Annotated in this window: 14 protein-coding genes; 8 read left to right on the plus strand and 6 right to left on the minus strand. The window is 44.8% G+C overall.

Annotation, left to right across the window (positions count from 1 at the left end):
- Positions 1 to 1,098: a radical SAM protein gene (locus tag BLR32_RS18105; protein WP_089834262.1), complete on the minus strand. Its 1,098-nt coding sequence runs from the start codon at positions 1,096 to 1,098 to the stop codon at positions 1 to 3.
- A 266-nt stretch (positions 1,099 to 1,364) separates the two neighbouring features.
- Positions 1,365 to 2,375, minus strand: coding sequence for a sigma-54 interaction domain-containing protein (locus BLR32_RS18110; protein WP_089834263.1), 1,011 nt, complete (start codon positions 2,373 to 2,375; stop codon positions 1,365 to 1,367).
- 319 nt (positions 2,376 to 2,694) lie between these two features.
- On the opposite strand from BLR32_RS18110, the gene BLR32_RS18115 reads away from it, so the two are divergent.
- The 7 genes from BLR32_RS18115 (at position 2,695) to BLR32_RS18145 (ending at position 11,965) form a co-directional block, all read left to right on the plus strand.
- Positions 2,695 to 3,600 (plus strand): AraC family transcriptional regulator, encoded by a 906-nt coding sequence (locus BLR32_RS18115; protein WP_089834264.1) that lies wholly within the window; start codon positions 2,695 to 2,697, stop codon positions 3,598 to 3,600.
- Positions 3,601 to 3,730: 130 nt separating this feature from the next.
- Complete coding sequence (locus BLR32_RS18120; RefSeq protein WP_089834265.1) at positions 3,731 to 4,732, plus strand: alpha/beta hydrolase; 1,002 nt, start codon at positions 3,731 to 3,733, stop codon at positions 4,730 to 4,732.
- A 316-nt stretch (positions 4,733 to 5,048) separates the two neighbouring features.
- Positions 5,049 to 6,458, plus strand: coding sequence for an ATP-binding protein (locus tag BLR32_RS18125; RefSeq protein WP_089834266.1), 1,410 nt, complete (start codon positions 5,049 to 5,051; stop codon positions 6,456 to 6,458).
- Between the two features lie 54 nt (positions 6,459 to 6,512).
- A complete protein-coding gene (locus tag BLR32_RS34555) occupies positions 6,513 to 8,183 on the plus strand; it encodes an FAD-dependent oxidoreductase (RefSeq protein WP_089834267.1) in 1,671 nt (556 codons plus the stop codon).
- Between the two features lie 45 nt (positions 8,184 to 8,228).
- Positions 8,229 to 10,370, plus strand: a complete 2,142-nt coding sequence (locus BLR32_RS18135; protein WP_089834268.1) for a DNA topoisomerase 3 — start codon at positions 8,229 to 8,231, stop codon at positions 10,368 to 10,370.
- 158 nt (positions 10,371 to 10,528) lie between these two features.
- Complete coding sequence (locus BLR32_RS18140; protein WP_089834654.1) at positions 10,529 to 11,416, plus strand: DUF4349 domain-containing protein; 888 nt, start codon at positions 10,529 to 10,531, stop codon at positions 11,414 to 11,416.
- Positions 11,417 to 11,539: 123 nt separating this feature from the next.
- Entirely contained in the window at positions 11,540 to 11,965 is a 426-nt protein-coding gene (locus BLR32_RS18145) for a SufE family protein (protein WP_089834269.1), read from the plus strand.
- Positions 11,966 to 12,033: 68 nt separating this feature from the next.
- Here the strand turns inward: BLR32_RS18145 and BLR32_RS18150 are convergent, their stop codons facing one another.
- Positions 12,034 to 12,735 (minus strand): 3-ketoacyl-ACP reductase, encoded by a 702-nt coding sequence (locus BLR32_RS18150; RefSeq protein ID WP_089834270.1) that lies wholly within the window; start codon positions 12,733 to 12,735, stop codon positions 12,034 to 12,036.
- A gap of 42 nt (positions 12,736 to 12,777) precedes the next feature.
- Positions 12,778 to 15,312: a phosphocholine-specific phospholipase C gene (locus BLR32_RS18155; protein ID WP_089834271.1), complete on the minus strand. Its 2,535-nt coding sequence runs from the start codon at positions 15,310 to 15,312 to the stop codon at positions 12,778 to 12,780.
- Positions 15,313 to 15,446: 134 nt separating this feature from the next.
- Here BLR32_RS18155 and BLR32_RS18160 point away from each other — a divergent pair, with 134 nt between their 5' ends.
- Positions 15,447 to 16,880 carry a cation:proton antiporter gene (locus BLR32_RS18160; RefSeq protein WP_089834272.1) on the plus strand — a complete coding sequence of 478 codons (1,434 nt, stop codon included), beginning with the start codon at positions 15,447 to 15,449 and terminating at the stop codon, positions 16,878 to 16,880.
- Between the two features lie 59 nt (positions 16,881 to 16,939).
- On the opposite strand, the gene BLR32_RS18165 is transcribed toward BLR32_RS18160, so the two are convergent.
- The gene (locus tag BLR32_RS18165; protein ID WP_089834273.1) at positions 16,940 to 17,812 is read right to left on the minus strand and encodes an SdpI family protein; all 873 of its coding nucleotides are present in this window, start codon (positions 17,810 to 17,812) and stop codon (positions 16,940 to 16,942) included.
- On the minus strand, positions 17,802 to 18,101 hold the full coding sequence (locus tag BLR32_RS18170) for an autorepressor SdpR family transcription factor (RefSeq protein WP_089834274.1): 300 nt from the start codon (positions 18,099 to 18,101) through the stop codon (positions 17,802 to 17,804). The genes BLR32_RS18165 and BLR32_RS18170 overlap by 11 nt, the downstream gene beginning before the upstream one ends.
- Between the last annotated feature and the right edge of the window lie 3 nt (positions 18,102 to 18,104).

The raw sequence follows: 18,104 nt of genomic DNA on the forward strand, positions 1-18,104 counted from the left end.
CTACACTTTTGCCATTACTGTTTTAAAACTTTCCCTTTGTTTATTCCACTGATAATCTCCAAACAATTTCTCTGTGATCAGATTACCCAGTAAGCGTTCCGATTGACGGAGTAATGTGATATCATATTTGCGGTGGAAGTTGATCCAGCAGCCATTACAGTTGTGACAATGATGCTTCTGTATAGCGTTGGTAGTGGCATCATTGAAGATGTGGTCGAGTGAATTGTCATAGACGTTGCCAAGCTTCAGATCCAGGTTCTGACAGATGGGTACATCTCCGTTTGGCAATACTACAAGGCTATCGAAGATAGAATAGCAGGGCATTTTCAATTCGCCCTGCTGCCAGTATTTATACAGTTGTAGGAAATCAAGGTTTTCATCAAATCCCTGCAGGCTTTGAACAATATCAGCAGGTATTTCAAGACGGGCAGCAGTAGCAACAGGTGCTTCACTGCCGATAACATTATCAGTATGCGCGGTTTCTACTGTATCGAAGTAAGAGATGTTATTGTAGATACCAATCCGCAGATCTGTTCCATACTCAGCACACACCTGCATTACATGACGCAGGTCATCAAAACTGTTATAGGGCGACAATGTGAACATGACAGAAATCTCCTGTTCCTGGTGCAGTTCTTTGATCACACGTAGCACTTTGTCATAACCGTCTTTACCCCGCATGTACTGGTATGTTTCTTTATTACCATCCAGGGAAATGAACAGGCGTTTCGGCCCATATTCTTTCGCCGCCTTAATCACTTTTCCGGGATCCAGGCAATTCGATAAAAGATCATATGCAGGATGGAATCTGCTGAACCATTGTAAAATCTCAAACGCCTGCGGATGTAACAGAAACTCACCTCCTTCGAGGCCTATATTGGTAGTTTTGCTGATACAATCGCTCTGCATGATCTCCACGATCTTCTCCATGGGCAGATGTACAACCGGTCTTTTCGCCCATATCAGGCAATGTTTGCAGCGGGACTGGCAAAGGTCTGTAGCATAGAGCATCAGTGTGGACAGCTTCTTCGAAGTTGGCTGTAGCTGGTTCCGCACGAACCTTGAGGCCCGTGACACATAGTCGGCAGTAGTATACATGAATATTACTTAAGAGAGCGTATAAATAAGAATAGCTATGATTGCGATAAATAAAAAACTCAAAAAAGGCAGCACCAGGTAACATAGCATCCTTGCCAGTATCTCGTGCTTCTGATGTTCTTCATATTCCATAGGTCAGTTATTAAATAGTAATGCCATTACTATAACAACACAATGGGTAATGTATACCCTTACGCAGGAGAAAAATAAAATAGCCGTCCTGTGACCGGACGGCTGTAAGTTTGTTATCAGCTTTGTAATGTCAGTTAGTGCTGTGGTACTTTTATAAAATACTTATGCTCTTTGTGAATACCTAGTTTCCTGATGCGGTGATTCAGGGTGGATACGTGCAGTCCGAGTATCTCTGCAGCACCACCAGGCCCGAATACCTTTCCCCGGCATTTATCCAGTACTCCCAGGATGTACTCGCGTTCCACTTCTGCCAGCGTCCTGCTATAGTCCTCGTCTGCTTTGCTTTTATTTTCTGCCTTCGACAAAGGAGATGATAAATGGATCTCCCTGATAATATTCCCTTGCATGAGTAATATGCTTCTTTCGAGCACATGCTCCAGTTCGCGGACGTTACCCGGCCAGTTATAAGCATTCAGTTGCTTCATGACCATACTGGACAAACGGACATTCTTCTTACCAGCAGTACGGGCAAAGCGGTCAATAAAATGCGCCGCCAGCAATGGGATATCTTCCTTCCGTTCCCGCAATGGTGGCAATACAATAGGGAATACATTCAGCCGGTAGAACAGATCACTCCTGAAACGGCTTTCCGCTACTTCTTTCTGTAGATTGCGGTTTGTTGCTGCAATGATCCTGACATCTGTTTTAATAGTATGCTTACCTCCTATTCTCTCGATCTCTTTTTCCTGTATAGCGCGCAACAGTTTCACCTGGAGGTCCGGAGGTAATTCACCTATTTCATCCAGGAACAGGGTACTATGATTTGCCAGTTCAAACTTTCCGATCCTGCGTTCCAAAGCACCGGTAAAACTGCCTCTTTCATGCCCGAATAATTCACTCTCTATAAGATTAGGTGGCAACGTTGCACAGTTCACCTTTACCATCAGTTTATTCCTGCGGGGAGAAGCATTATGAATAGCCCGCGCGATCAATTCCTTCCCTGTACCTGTTTCTCCCATTATTAACACGGTACTCTGGGTAATGGACACCTGGGATAACATGTAAAACACGTGTTGCATTTCCGGGCCTGCACCAATAAGATCACTATAATTATATTGTGGCATATCTGATTTCTCTAGGCTCATGTTATAGCTGATTTCGTGAGAAGGAAAAATGGTATGCTAGTCCAACAAGTGATGTACCATTCTCATAAATCGTTGAACGATACCCTGTTGGTTAACAAAAAGCCCATATAATTGTTCATATATGAACAGTCAGGCCAGGAAATCAGCGATATATAATCAGCGGGGAGCTCGCGGATCCTGAAATAGCAATAATGTATTGATCAATTGGTCATATATGGCCAATAATTTCAGGCGAACAATCACCTAATCATATATTGATCAACAACTTATAGCATGGCATCAGATTAGCATATTATTAATTGGACTGAAACCTCATTTTATGAACACCGCTATGCTCATGTTACCCGATGCACCCCAGCATTTCAAGTCAGAAAGGAACAGCCACTTTGAGATACAGACACTGGAAGGGATGACGCAGGGCCGGCTCTACCTGAATGAACAAGCTGAGAGACTGCAACATTTTGAGATCATCTGGTTCAGAACAGGCCAGGGGCTAATCACTATTGATACTGTCCAGCATTCTGTCGGACAAAACATGATCTACTGCCTTACTCCCGGTCAGGTGAAAAGCTTCAGGATCCAGGGCGCCGTTGAAGGATATTATATTTCCTTTTCACAGGATTTCCTCTATCGATGGGCTACCTATACAATAGGCAGCACCTGGCTGGATACCGACATCTCAGGCATGAGTATACCGGTCATAAAAGCTGACGAGGAAATGAAGGACGAGATAGAAGACCTGATGGAGAAAATGGAAAAGGAATATACACATCATTACCTCTTACGTTCGGAGATACTGGCGGGATTGCTGAATATACTGGTGATCTATATCACCCGCAGGCTGCAGCTCAGGGTAAATGAACTGGCCCAGTCGAAGGAAATTGAGCTGGTGAGGAAGTTCGTGTCCCTGGTAAAAGCGCAGTTCAGGACAATGAAATTTGTGGCGGACTATGCTTCGGAACTTTTTGTGACTGCCAATCACCTGAACCGCATTGTAAAAAAGATCACGGGTACACCAGCCAGTTCGCATATACAGCAGCATATTATCATGGAAGCAAAAAGACAGGCACTGCATTCCAATGTAAGTATGAAAGAGATTGCTTATCTATTGGGTTTCGAAGACCATTCTCATTTCAGTAAATACTTCAAGAATAACTCCGGTATGAATTTCTCCAGTTTCAAGAAAGGATTGGTAAGTGATCTTGTTGCTGCTGCCCATGACTGAGCCCCTGCCCATCCATTCACTTTCCCCTGAATTGTACAACAGAGACCATTATTCTGCCATTGATGCCTGCATATCTATATAATAGATTTGCAGGGACCCATTTTATTAACATCCATAAAAAGATAACTATATGACTGAACATTTAATTGCTGTTGGCGACACTATTGCAGTGTTGGACCCAGCTATAGATCCGGCTATTGATACACGTGTCAAAGCCTTTCTTAATGTTTTGAACAGTGCCGGCGGCGATCCTATGGAAACGATGACACCTGCTGACGCCCGTAAAGTACTGGAAGGAGCGCAGAAGTCTGTGCAGGTAGATCTTTCCGGGGTTGAAGTGACAGAAAAGACGATCAGTGAAGACGGTCTGAGTGTAAAACTGTTTATCGTACGTCCGGAAGGACAGACAGGCGTGCTGCCTGCTTTCATGTTCATTCATGGTGGTGGCTGGGTATTGGGAGATTTCCCTACGCATCAGCGCTTTGTCAGAGACCTGGTGGTTTATTCAGGTCTTGTTGCTGTATTTGTGGAATATACCCGTTCTCCGGAAGCGAAATATCCTACAGCGCTCAATGAAGCATATGCTGCTACCAAATGGATTGCTGCGAATGGTGCTGAACTGAATATCGACGGGAAACGCCTGGCGGTGGTTGGTAATAGTGTTGGTGGCAATCTGACTGCTGCTACCGTGTTAATGACGAAGCACAAAAAAGGCCCTGAGATCAAATTCCAGGTGCTTTTCTGGCCGGTGACAAACGCCAACTTTGATACCGTTTCCTATCATCAGTATGCTACCTCCCGCTTCCTGACAAGGAATATGATGATATGGTTCTGGGATAATTATATGCCGGAGGCAGGACGTAATGAGATCTATGCATCTCCTTTGCAGGCGACGCTGGAAGATCTGAAAGGATTGCCGCCTACGCTGGTACAGACTGCAGAGAATGATGTACTGAGGGATGAAGGTGAGGCATATGCTCGCAAAATGGATGAGGCTGGGGTACCGGTTACACTGGTGCGTATTCAGGGCATGATCCACGATTATGGTTTGCTGAATCCTATTGCTGATGTACCGGCGGTACAGTCTGCGTTGCGATATGCAGCAAATGAGCTGAGAAATGCACTGAAATAGTTGCTTTTAGCTTCAATATAGCTTCTATATAATCAGGATATAACAATGGTTCTCCTATGGGTATCTTACGTTCATGCTACGTCTCTGAACCTAGCATGAACGTAAGATACCCATAGGAGAACCATTGTTATATCGGCTTCACATGCTGGTTTGATCGTTGTCTCATAGGGATCGCGCAACAACTGCCAGATTACAAAAACCGTTTGTAAAACCTTCCGTTTGAGTATTTAGACTTATTTAAACATGAATCCGACAACTATCACTGTGGGAACCTAGCTGAATAATAAGTATCTTTCTGGTCAATAATCATCCTTCCATGACTAATACCACTACCGTTGAATGGATGCGCTCCATTGAGGCACTTCAGGGCGTTCCCGACAACCAGTTGCAATGGTTTATTGACAATAGCGAGCGACAAGAATATCCTGCGGGTACCTATATGTTCAAAGTTGATGACATGATGCTCGGCACTCAGCTGATTGTATCCGGTCTCGTGAGAATATGCCAGATGCAGAACAATGAACTGCGTGAATTACTTATAGTAGAACCTGGTAAGATAGTAGGCTACCTCCCTTTTTCCAGAGGCACCATATACCAGGTAGCGGGAGAAGTGATAGAAGATACAGTTGTACTCACTCTTCCTATCGAGAAAATACAGGAACTGATCCGTAATCATTTTGAGCTGACACAGGCCCTGGTACATATTATGACTAATCGTGTACGGGACTATACTTCCTTCCTGCGGCAAAGTGAAAAAATGATGGCGCTGGGTAAGTTGTCAGCAGGACTGGCACATGAGCTGAATAACCCGGCGGCAGCTGTGGTACGGGGTGCTCATTCCATGAAAAAGCACCTGCAGTTACAACCGGAGTTCTTCAAACGTATTATGGAAATCCGTATGGATGCAGCCGCTATTGATCTTGTCAAGGAGAAAATGTTTGAAGTGCTTTCACAACATAAGTCACAGGGATCTACTCTAACACTTGTACAGCGCTCCCAGAAAGAAGATGAATTAACAGAGTGGCTGGATGAACTCAATGTGGAAAACAGCGTGGAGCTGGCAGAGAACTTCGTGGAATTTGGTTTTACCAAAGAGCGTCTTGATGAGTTCAGACAACGACTGGGCGCCAATGACATTTCTCCCGTGTTCAACTGGATCAACAATAACCTGGTTACGGAAAAAATTGTATCTGATATTGAAGAGGCCTCTAAACGTATTGCAGACCTGGTGGGTTCCGTAAAATCGTTCACCCATATGGATAAGGGCTATGATAAACAACTGACCAATATACATGATGGTATCCGGAATACGCTTTCCATCCTGCAATATAAATTACGTAAAGGAAATATCGAACTGGTAGAACAATATGATACCAATCTGCCTCCTCTGCGTGCACTGATCGGGGAACTGAACCAGGTATGGACTAACCTGATCGATAATGCACTGGACGCAATGGAGGTGAATAAAAGAGGGAAACTGACTATCAAAACAGAACGTGATAAAGACTGTTTAAAAGTCATCATTACTGATGATGGTCCCGGTATACCAGAAAACTTCATCGCTAAAATATATGATCCGTTCTTTACAACAAAAGATCCGGGTAAAGGTACAGGACTGGGACTGGATATTGTATCACAGATCGTCCGCCAGCATAAAGGTTACTTGAATGTAGAATCTAAACCAGGAGAGACCCGTTTTATCGTGTCACTTCCCATTCATGGATAATCATATTTATAAGTTAATTTTGAATTGACTTATGCCATTCTAAGAACAGACTATATGAATCACAATCCGCCTTTTATTCTCTGTATTGATGACGATGCACAAGTGTTACGTGCCATTGTGAGAGATCTCAAACATCAATACCGTGATAGCTATAAAATAATAAGTACAACCGTAGTTAGTGAAGCACTGGAATCTTTATTGGAACTCAAGAATAAAGGTGAAACAGTGGCTATGTTCATTTCAGATCAGCGTATGCCTGAAATGGAAGGTGTGGAATTCCTTGAAAAAGCGATGGAGTTTTATCCGGATGCAAGACGTGTACTGCTGACTGCTTATTCTGATACAGATGCTGCCATCAGGGCTATTAACTCTGTACAACTGGACTACTACCTGGTGAAACCCTGGAGTCCTCCGGAGGAGAAATTATATCCGATCATCGATGATCTGCTGGGTAACTGGCAGGCAATATACCGCCCGGATTTTAAGGGTATCAAAGTGCTGGGATACCAGTTCTCTCCTAAGTCGCACGCCATTAAGGACTTCCTGGCAGGCAACCTGATCCCCTATCAGTGGCTGGATGTACAGGCTTCGGAAGAAGCTGCGCGCCTGCTGAATGTCAACAACCTTTCCATTAAAGACCTGCCGGTGGTTATATTTGATGATGGCGGCTGTCTTTCCTGTCCGTCTATCATCGACATTGCCCGCAAAGCGGGACTGAATCCACAAGTGAAACAGGATGTTTACGATGTTGTGATCATTGGTGCTGGTCCTGCGGGACTGGCGGCAGGTGTGTATGGTGCTTCCGAAGGACTGAAAACACTGCTGATAGAGAAACGGGCTCCCGGCGGACAGGCAGGAACCAGTTCGCGTATTGAGAACTACCTGGGTTTCCCCAGCGGACTAAGTGGCGCTGAACTGACCCGTCGTGCTATTGCACAGGCTACCAGGTTGGGTACGGAGTTCATTACACCTCAGTCAGTAAAAGATATTAAACAGAAAGACGGTTATAAAAAGATCATACTGGAAGACGGTACGGAAATTAATACACGTAGTGTGATCATTACTACCGGTGTGGATTATCGTCAGCTGGAAACCAAGGGTGTGTCAGACTTCACGGGCGCAGGTATTTATTATGGCGCTGCCACCACTGAAGCAGCAGCTTGTAAAGATAAAGATGTATATGTTGTTGGTGGAGGCAATTCCGCGGGACAGGCAGCTATGTACTTATCTAAGTTTGCGAAGAATATTTATATCATCATCCGTAGAGAAGATCTGACCAGTACCATGTCTGCTTACCTCATAGAGCAGATTGCCGGTACGCCTAATATCACCGTATTGCCGAAAACAGAAATTGCTGAGGCAATGGGGGAAGAAAAACTGCAATCTCTTTGTCTCTGTAATATTGATACGAAAGAACGGAGACAGGTGAATGCAGACGCCCTTTATATCTTCATAGGTGCAAAACCATTCACTGACTGGATTGAGCTGGACATCATCAAAGATGATAAAGGATTTATTGAAACCGGCAGAGACCTCAAAAACTACGATACATTCAATAAGATCTGGAAACAGAACCGTGACCCATACCTGCTGGAAACCAGCTGTCCCGGCATTTTTGCCGCGGGAGATGTACGCGCCCATGCCATGAACAGGGTGGCCGCTGCAGTAGGTGAAGGTTCTATGGCTATAAGCTTTGTGCATAAATACCTGGCAGAAGTTAAGTAGCTTTCTGTCTATTTATACGACATTTGCATCCCTGTTTAATTGACTATGAAGGTTTGCATTGCAGAAAAGCCAAGCGTAGCCAGAGATATCGCAGAGATCATCGGCGCTAAACAACGTAAGGACGGATATTATGAAGGCAATGGGTACCAGGTGACCTGGACCTTCGGGCATTTCTGTACCCTGAAGGAGCCGCATGATTATACTGAACAATGGAAGTTCTGGCGGCTGGAAGACCTCCCCATCATTCCTTCCAGCTTCGGTATCAAACTCATAGCAAACAACGGTGTAGAAAGACAATTCAAGATCATAGAACAACTGGTGCAGCAATGTGAAGAAGTGATCAACTGCGGGGATGCCGGCCAGGAAGGAGAACTCATCCAGCGATGGGTATTGCTGAAGGCACAATGTACAGCGCCTGTCAAAAGGCTGTGGATCTCCTCCCTGACTGAAGAGGCTATCCGCGAGGGCTTCCAGAAACTGAAAGATGCTGACCAATACAATAACCTGTATGCGGCAGGCAGTGCCAGGGCTATCGGCGACTGGCTGCTGGGGATGAATGCCACCCGGCTATTCACCAAGAAATTTGCGATGGGGAAAACTGTACTCTCCATCGGAAGAGTACAAACCCCTACCCTGGCGATGATCGTGGCCAGGCAGAAAGAGATCAATGCGTTTGTGTCTGAGGAGTACTGGGAGTTAAAGACCATTTACCGGGAAACGGAATTCACCGCTACCATTGACCGTATCAAGGTATTGGACAGGGCTGAGAAAGGGTTGGCATATCTGAAAGAGCATCCTTTTGAGATCACTTCCTTTGAGAAGAAAGAAGGTAAGGAAGGGAATCCCCGCCTGTTTGACCTCACGGCATTACAGGTGGAAGCCAATAAGAAATATGCTTATTCTGCGGATGATACGCTGAAATATATCCAGGGCCTCTATGAGAAAAAGCTGGTTACCTATCCCAGGGTAGATACCACCTATCTCTCGGAAGACCTGCATCCTAAAATTGCAGGCATCCTGCAGGACATGACGCCTTATGCGGCATTGACTGCGCCTGTTCTTGCCAAGCCTATTCCTAAGCTCAAGACTGTCTTCGATGATAAGAAGGTAACAGATCACCATGCCATCATTCCTACAGGCGTCTATCCGGCCAACCTGGGCCTGGAAGAGAAACGTGTATATGATCTGGTGGCAAGGCGTTTCATTGCGGCCTTCTATCCGGAGTGTAAGATCTCCAACACTACTGTATTGGGTAAAGTGGGACAGGTAGAATTCAAGGTCACCGGTAAGCAGATCCTGGAGCCGGGCTGGAAGGAAGTATATGCCAATGATGTTGCTCCTAAAAAAGAGGGAGAGGAAGAAGAAAAGATCCTGCCGGTATTTGTGGTAGGTGAAAGCGGTCCTCATACGCCGAGGATACATCAGGGCAAAACTTCACCACCCAAAGCATTTACAGAAGCGACCTTATTACGTGCGATGGAAACTGCCGGTAAGCAGGTAGAAGATGAGGAAATGCGTGAACTGCTGAAAGATAACGGTATTGGCCGTCCTTCCACACGGGCGAATATTATTGAAACGCTCTTCCGCAGGAAATATATAGAGAAACGCAAGAAGAACATTTACGCAACACAAACCGGTATAGATCTCATAGATACTATTCAGACGGAATTGTTGAAGAGTCCAGAGCTGACGGGTATCTGGGAGCGTAAATTGCGTCTCATAGAAAAGGGAGAATATGCCATGGATACGTTCAAGCAGGAACTGATCCAGATGGTTATAGATCTGACCAAAGAAGTGAAAACGGCCAATTATAAGGTGATTACCATAGCGCCCGATCAACCGGCTGAAAAAGAAAAAGAGAAAGACAAAGAAGAAAAGCCAAAAAAAGAGGCGAAACCAAAAGAACCCAAAAAGGCTGTTGTAATAGAAGAACAGCAATGCCCGAAATGTAAAGCGCATCTGCTGAAGAAAGGTAATACAGCCTATGGCTGTGCCAACTTCAAAGTATGCGGGTTTAAGGTACCGTTTGAAGTGTTTGGTAAGAAGCTGACAGATAAACAGCTTGCCGACTTGTTGACCAAAGGGAAAACCGGCAAAATAAAAGGCTGGAAGCTGACAGGTGTTGAAGGTGAAACAGAAGGTAAACTGGTCCTGAATGCCGGTTTTGAGCTGGCAATAGAGCAATGACGGTCTACTTTTCCATGATAAGTGTAACACCTTGTCCGCCGGCGGCACAAACAGAAACGGCTACCTTGCGTGATTGGTGGTCGGATAGCATATACTAAATATACGACTATCGTCACCAAAATTGCCTTACCTTACATACATAATTTATACCCTATATGATGAAAAGTTTTAAAGCCCGCATCTGGGGACTGGTGCGTTGGGCAACCCTTGTTTTCCTCGTGCTGTTTATTTTCAGGTTCATTTATGGTTATGTTGCCCCTGATGGTCGCCAGTCAGGAGACTACAGCAATGACTTCTTCGAAAGCATCAGTAATCTCAGGAAAAACTATGCTTCTGAAAAGATGCAACAATTCCAGGGTACAGCCAGCCACCAACCTGACATGGCTGTTTCTCCCAGTCAAAAATATGAGAAAACAGCGTCTGTCAAGACTAAATCCTCACACTTCGAGCAGGACAGCAAACAGATCACTGCACAGACAGAATCCTTTAAAGCTATCGTGCAATATGAACAGGCACTGGGCCTGAAAGGCAGCAGGGAATTACATCTGATGATCGGTGTGAATCCAGAAGCATTTGATTCCTTTTATCTCGCTGTGCAGAAAATAGGTGTGATCAAAGCTACCCAGATCACGAAAGTTGATAAGACGAATGAATACCGTCAGCTGAATGCACAAAAAGCATCTCTGCTGAAGACACTGGAATCACTCAATGAGTTAAAGTCAAAACCAGGGCCTATTACAGACCTCGTAGCACTGCATGATAAGATACTTGAGACAGAAGGTAAACTACAGGATCTAGGTGTAGAATTGGGCAACTTCGACACAGAGAATGAATTCTGTACAGTAAAGCTGTCTTTGTATGAAGGCGCGACAGAAAAGAAGATCAGTCTTATACATAGAGTGAGAATGGCATTGGAGTGGACGATACATTATTTTACTTATCTGGTGTTTGCCGCATTGGGTGTATTGTGTGGAGCGTTTGTGTTGCTGGTGATTATTGACAGGTTGAAAGTGATTAGTAAGATTGCGAAAAAGCTGGCAGAGTGAGAGAAGCCGGATAACTGATCTATATGTTTTGGTCAGTGTCACCGTAAAAACATTTTCCGTTTTGGAGTCTTCATCCTCGGCATATATGCTTAATTTCATATTGTCACCTTAAAACGAGAGTCTATGTCAATAAATGAAGCACAGGATAAACTGATCGAGGATGTACTCCTTTTGGAAGATGAAGAAAGCCGCCAGCAATATATAGAGAATGTTGCCAAGTCACTACCGTTGATAGAAGATAAATATAAACACGATCATTATCGTGTACAGGGCTGGATTTCCGATATGTGGGTGCGTGCGGTATATATCAAGGAAAAAGTATGGTTTACTGCCTGGTCCAGTGATAAGGACAGCAATAGTCTGCTGGCTATGTTCAGCCGGATATTGTCTGGCAACCATCCTAAGGATATTGCTGACGCCGATATTTATTTCATGAATGAAATATCCGGTCTCTTCCAACCATTCTTCTCTGTACAATGGCCATTGATATTGCGTAAGATGAAATCGCAGGCCGTTGCCTACCAGATACAGCTACTACAAGCCATGTAAAATAAAAAGGTCCCGCAGTACGCGGGACCTTCGAAACAATATGATAAGATTACTCACGGATTGGTAGATCATAAACCGGCCTCCTTAACAAATGTTCGCCTGTTCAGTTTCAACTGCATTACGATCAGCTCCGCGAAATCTTCAGGTTGCATCACCTTTTCAGGATTACCATCAGTCAGTTTCAGCTCTATTGCCATATCGGTTGCAATTGTACTGGGCGTTAATGTCGTTACCCTGATATTGGATTTACGTACTTCCTGCATCAATGACTCAGACATACCAATTAGTCCGAATTTAGATGCGCTGTAGGCGCTGGTTACCGGTGCGCCTTTCTGCCCCGCAGTAGAAGATATATTCACGATGTCGCCGCTCTGACGGGACAACATCCCTGGCAATACCGCACGTATTACATAATAAGCGCCAAACAGGTTCACCTTTATCACCTGTTCCCATTCTTCCGGTTCCAGTTCCAGGAATTTTGCAAACTTACCGATACCTGCATTGTTGATCAGGATATCGATGCTGCCAAGTGCTGCGCTCATTTTCGCTATAGCCGCTTCTACTGCTTTTCTGTCTGCCACATCAGCAACAGCATATACCACTTTTACACCCGTTTCCTTTAACTCATCAGCAACCGCCTGCAGATCTTTTTCAGTGCGCGCCAGCAAAGCCAGGTTCACTCCTTCTGCTGCCAGTTGTTTTGCTACTGCTTTACCTATTCCCTTTCCGGCACCTGTTACCAGTGCGTTTTTACCTTTTATTGATTCCATGTTTACGTATTTGTGGTTTTCGCCCGCAAAGGTAATGTTCTGCTATAACTTCACTCTGCCCATTACAGGATCACTGAATGTAGTTTTCCCGTTTTCCACATGTCCGGCGTATCTTCTTTCAAATGTTCTGTTACCAGCAATACGCACACTGAAATCGTACCAACCAAAGCTTTTGCGGAGATCGAGCACTATTGAAGATTTTGCACCTGCTGTCAGCACCTTTTTATGATTACCGCTTTTATATGCATGATCAATGATCTCTACAGTATATGCCTGTGTCTTATCAGGATTGTACAATTGTAAAGAAACATTGCCGGTAAATGCTTTGCCCTTCCGTTCGTATCCGCATACCACATCTACCAGCGGATCATTTTCATTTCCCATGAATTCTCTATAAAATCCATTAGGGCCATACACCCGGAGATGATACAAGCCATTTTCAAATGAAGCAAGAGGCCAGCTATCTGTCAGACTATCTCCTGCCTTCACTGCGTAAGCCCATGTTCTTACTGCTTCAAAACCGCTTTTATCTTCAGTGATGTATTTACCAGGTGCATATACATTAAATGGCACACCTGCAGACTGCTTGCCAGCCAACTCAGTACCAGCTGTAAATTTTATTTCGAAAGATTTTCTGTCACTTCCAGATTTTCCATCTACGTACAACTCGTATGGCAATGCGCATGCCGGACGGATGCCTTCTTCCTGTCTTGCCATATAAGGAGCCGTAGTATCCTGGTTGATGGCTGCGATCTCTGCTGCTGTCAGCTTTCTAAAGCCGGAAGGCACTTCTTTGAATTGCGCCTTGTGGATACTTTCGATAAAAGCATCTTTGTCGCCAAACGCAGGCAGGGGTATTTTCTCCCCATTGTATGGACGGAATACGGAGGTCAGGTCGCCACATACCGCACGACGCCATTCACTGATATTATGTTCAACGACAGACTTACCAGTCTTATGATTTAGGAAATGTTCCAGGAATTGTAATGTTGATGTATGGTCAAATACCTCCGAACAAGCCATGCCTCCACGGCTCCATGGAGAAGCGATGATCAATGGTACACGGTAGCCAAGACCGATAGGACTTGCTCTTACATCGTTTTCATCCATGCCTTTTTTTCGGAGTTCCTGTTCACGGGTTACGTATTCAACACTTGTATCTATACCGTCAGAGGCAAGCCCGGTGCCTGGTCCGTGTGGCGGCACAAAAGGCGGTACGTGGTCGAAGTCGCCGTCATTCTCATCATACGCCAGTATAAAGATTGTTTTCTTCCACACCTCAGGATTCTGTGTCAGGATATCCATTACTTCCGCAACATACCATGCACCATACCACGGCGCTCCCGGGTGATCGGAGAAATTCTCCGGCGCTACGAGCCAGGAAACGGTAGGCAGTTCTCCCTTTTTCACATCTTCCCTGAACTGATAAAGAACATCACCTTTAGGCACCTTCATAGTGCGTTCGGTATTGCCATCATGGTACTGAAGTGTAGTCAACTGATGATAATCCGGATCTTTTTCATTGGTGACAAATGCCTTTCTATGTATGTTCTTTTCTCTTTCGGAAAGCAGATTAAATTTTTCAGGACGCCATTTTTCTTCCTCTTCCTTCAGCTTATTCAACAGCGCCTGCTTCTCTTCCAGCTCCTTGCCGAGAGAGGCAGTATCGGCCCCGGCTGAGAGCTTGCCTTCCAGTGTTTTTATAGCATCTGTCAACTGAGGAATACTTCGCTGTAAATGCTTATAGTGAGCAATTGAGAACTGAGGCCTGTATTGCGAGAAGAATTCCAGTGGATTGTCGGTGAAATTTGCCAGCCATGCATCTTCATCACCATTGAAACCTACACCTACACTCAATTCATTCTGATATACTTTCCAGCTGATGCCATGCTCTTCCAGTCTTTCAGGAAAGGTGGTCCAGCTGGCAGGAACAGGATAATCCACTTCTGAGTTCCGCACATTAGGTGCTGCATCCGAACTTTGTTTTTCACGGATAGTGCCTGTCCAGAAATACAGCCTGTTAGGAGTTGTACCCGTCAGGGAAGAACAGAAATTCTGATCACATACAGTGAATGCGTCTGCAAGGGCATAATAGAAAGGAATGTCTTCCCTTGTGAAATACCCCATTGTCAGAGGCAGGTCTTTATATTCTTTATTGCCGGATTGTTTTACATCCAGCCATTTATCATACTTGCCACCATTACGGGCATCTACCTGGTTTTCCCAGGAGTGCGGAAGAGAACTCATCCAGGTGACTTTGGAATCTTTAATATCCAAACGGAAGGGAGCGTAAGTCTCCCCTGCCGCATTTGACTGCAGCCATACAAGATTTTTATTAGGCAGTGTAATAGCACGCGGATCATTAAAACCACGTATTCCTCTTAACGTACCGAGGGTATGATCGAAAGATCTGTTTTCCTGCATGAGTAATACAACATGTTCCGCATCCAGGTAGGTGCTTCCTGCGGCGGGATCAATAGCCAGCGCCCGTTGAATAGATGCGGGCAATACGCCTGCCAGTCCTGTACCACCTGACAATAAAGCGGCCTTTTTGATAAAGTCTCTCCTTGTATCCATAGTGTCAACAAGATACGTAACCTCTGTCAAGCTGATGCTATATAGTTGTAACTTTCAAGGTAATTTAATACTACGTTAGTGTGACGCTCCCGGATATTATTATTATCTTTCCTGCAAACCAACCGATATTAATTATGAACAAGAGACTGTTGCTTTACCCGCTGATTATCGGCTTTTTTGGATGCCTTATCTGGTTCATTATAAGACAAGGTAACCATCTGACAATAGATCCGACTTCTCAGACAAATAAGGTTGTAGTTGCTGCAACGCCGGCTACTGCGGCTTCAGCAGAAGGTGTATGGACATCGCTTGTGCATAATGTACAACATCCTTTAGCATTGCTGTTGTTGCAGATTATATTAATATTACTCACTGCCAGGTTGTTTGGTTGGCTGGCCAATAAGATCGGGCAACCATCTGTTGTTGGTGAAATAGTAGCTGGAATCTGCCTGGGCCCTTCTTTATTTGGCATGATCTGGCCTAATGGAAGTGCCTTCATTTTTCCTACAGAGGGTTTTAAGAACCTGCAATTCCTCAGTCAGATAGGATTAGCTTTCTTCATGTTCATAGTAGGCATGGAGCTGGATACACACAAAATGAAAAACAAGGCTCACGATGCGGTAATGATCAGTCATGCCAGTATTGTATTCCCATTTTTCCTTGGTGTACTACTCGCATACCATATCTATCCGCAATTTTCACCTGTCAATGTGCACTTCCTTTCTTTCGCATTATTCATGGGTATAGCCATGAGTGTAACAGCATTTCCCGTACTGGCACGTATTGTCCAGGAGAGAAAACTAAGCGGTACACCGCTGGGATTACTGGCCATTACCTGTGCTGCTGCCGATGATGTGACTGCCTGGTGTATTCTTGCTGTTGTTATTGCCATCGTAAAGGCTGCCAGCCTATGGAGCGCTGTACTTACTATGATTATGGCTGTTATGTTCCTTGGCGCTATGTTATATGTACTGAAACCATGGCTGAATAAAAAGATCCTGAAACTACAAGCTGCCAATAAGCAAAAATCAGTTGTAGCAGTGGCCTTTATGACACTGTTATTTTCTGCCTGGGCAGCAGAAGTGATCGGCATTCACGCGCTGTTCGGAGCTTTCCTGGCAGGTGTGATCATGCCCGCCGAAGTGTCCGTTCAAAAGCTGCTCACAGATAAACTGGAAGATGTAAGCGTAATGTTGCTGTTGCCAATTTTCTTTGTTTTCACCGGATTGCGTACCCAGATTGGTCTGTTGGGACAGGGGCACCTCTGGGCCGTTTTTGGTTTAATTATGCTCGCCGCTGTAGGTGGTAAACTGGGAGGTAGCATGTTGACCGCTAAACTGATGGGACAATCCTGGACTGATTCCCTTGGAATAGGTGCACTAATGAATACCCGTGGATTGATGGAGCTGGTGGTACTGAATATCGGCTATGATCTGGGCATCCTTTCTCCCGAAATCTTTGCTATGCTGGTGTTAATGGCGTTGGCCACAACATTTATGACAGGTCCTTTGCTCGATATAGTGAAAAAGGTAGAAGAAAGCCGCTTACATGCCAGCCAGATAGGATAATGCATTATACTTGATATAAATACGAAAGCCGTCAACATTTGACGGCTTTCGTATTTATATCAATGTATAACGATCTTACGGTACAGCCAATAAGAATAACCGATGCAGACTACGCTGATCAATATTAATACAGCGGACAGTATAAAGCGAAGCGTACTTTCAGGGGCAAAAATACAGATAATAAACCCGGTAATACCTGCAGCAAAGCACCATATGCCACCTACATGATGAGTCTTCCTCCACACTTCTTCGTTACGTAACGTCCAGGGTGTTCTGATCCCCATAAACCGGTTAGGACGAACATTATAAAGCAGATTTCCGCATATGGCGATAAAAAGCGTTATCAGCTCGGGTATCAGTCTTTCCGCATGGATGCCCTGAGATGCAAGAATCACCAGCAGCGGCCCTGCACTGGTCACCACATGCGTGCTCACCCAAATGATCTTATAATACTTCTCGGATATTGGTTTAGGCATATTACCGATCACCCGTGAAAAGAGGAGGTACAGAAAGGCATTAAGCGTGACCAGCAGCAGGATCATAGAAATATTGGCAATCCTGGCATCGGAAAGGTCTGGCAACTGATGCCCGGCAGCTAGTAACGAATATGTTGGCAGCAACAACATAAAGGCGATTATAACCAGTTTGAAATAATACAGCCACTGTCTCATACCAGCACTCATTTTCGGCCGGCCGGCCTTCAGCACTGCTGGTAAAGACATGACAAGATATACTACTATGGCGCAGACAGACAATCCAGCCATCAATCCCAAAGGAGAAGCATGTCTGTCAGCTATCCATTTCCCGCTATCCACGGTATAATGTGAAGCGATCAATGCTGGCAATTGCTCCCGGAGTAACAGGTATACTACCCAGGGCATTAAAAACAATAGTATAAAAGGGATTTCTTTTTCAATGTTGTTAGCCTTCATAATTCAGGTTTTTGTTTTGAACTTTTTTATCAGCATTCGAAGAAAACTGCAGTACCCATTTCAACAGCTCATCCACTACGGTAGTGTTCAGGGAGTAAGAAATGAACTGCCCCTGTTTTTCGCTCACAATCAGTTCGGCCTGTCGGAGCAGGTCCAGGTGATGTGAGATAGTAGGTTTGGAAAAGTTGAAGTGGTCGGCAATCTCCCCAGCGGTCTTATCCCCTTCTTTTAAGAGCTCCAGGATATCCCGCCTTGTTTTATCATTTAAGGCCTTAAACACGGTATTCATAAT

It is taken from the genome of Chitinophaga filiformis, from assembly GCF_900102545.1.
Taxonomy (GTDB): Bacteria; Bacteroidota; Bacteroidia; order Chitinophagales; family Chitinophagaceae; genus Chitinophaga; species Chitinophaga filiformis.

Coding starts and splice junctions, on each gene's coding strand:
- BLR32_RS18165 (WP_089834273.1), bottom strand. CDS start 17,812: ATGAAGGCTAACAACATTGAAAAAGAAATCCCTTTTATACTATTGTTT.
- BLR32_RS34555 (WP_089834267.1), top strand. CDS start 6,513: ATGAATCACAATCCGCCTTTTATTCTCTGTATTGATGACGATGCACAA.
- BLR32_RS18120 (WP_089834265.1), top strand. CDS start 3,731: ATGACTGAACATTTAATTGCTGTTGGCGACACTATTGCAGTGTTGGAC.
- BLR32_RS18135 (WP_089834268.1), top strand. CDS start 8,229: ATGAAGGTTTGCATTGCAGAAAAGCCAAGCGTAGCCAGAGATATCGCA.
- BLR32_RS18115 (WP_089834264.1), top strand. CDS start 2,695: ATGAACACCGCTATGCTCATGTTACCCGATGCACCCCAGCATTTCAAG.
- BLR32_RS18105 (WP_089834262.1), bottom strand. CDS start 1,098: ATGTATACTACTGCCGACTATGTGTCACGGGCCTCAAGGTTCGTGCGG.
- BLR32_RS18145 (WP_089834269.1), top strand. CDS start 11,540: ATGTCAATAAATGAAGCACAGGATAAACTGATCGAGGATGTACTCCTT.
- BLR32_RS18155 (WP_089834271.1), bottom strand. CDS start 15,312: ATGGATACAAGGAGAGACTTTATCAAAAAGGCCGCTTTATTGTCAGGT.
- BLR32_RS18170 (WP_089834274.1), bottom strand. CDS start 18,101: ATGAATACCGTGTTTAAGGCCTTAAATGATAAAACAAGGCGGGATATC.
- BLR32_RS18125 (WP_089834266.1), top strand. CDS start 5,049: ATGACTAATACCACTACCGTTGAATGGATGCGCTCCATTGAGGCACTT.
- BLR32_RS18150 (WP_089834270.1), bottom strand. CDS start 12,735: ATGGAATCAATAAAAGGTAAAAACGCACTGGTAACAGGTGCCGGAAAG.
- BLR32_RS18140 (WP_089834654.1), top strand. CDS start 10,529: ATGAAAAGTTTTAAAGCCCGCATCTGGGGACTGGTGCGTTGGGCAACC.
- BLR32_RS18160 (WP_089834272.1), top strand. CDS start 15,447: ATGAACAAGAGACTGTTGCTTTACCCGCTGATTATCGGCTTTTTTGGA.
- BLR32_RS18110 (WP_089834263.1), bottom strand. CDS start 2,375: ATGAGCCTAGAGAAATCAGATATGCCACAATATAATTATAGTGATCTT.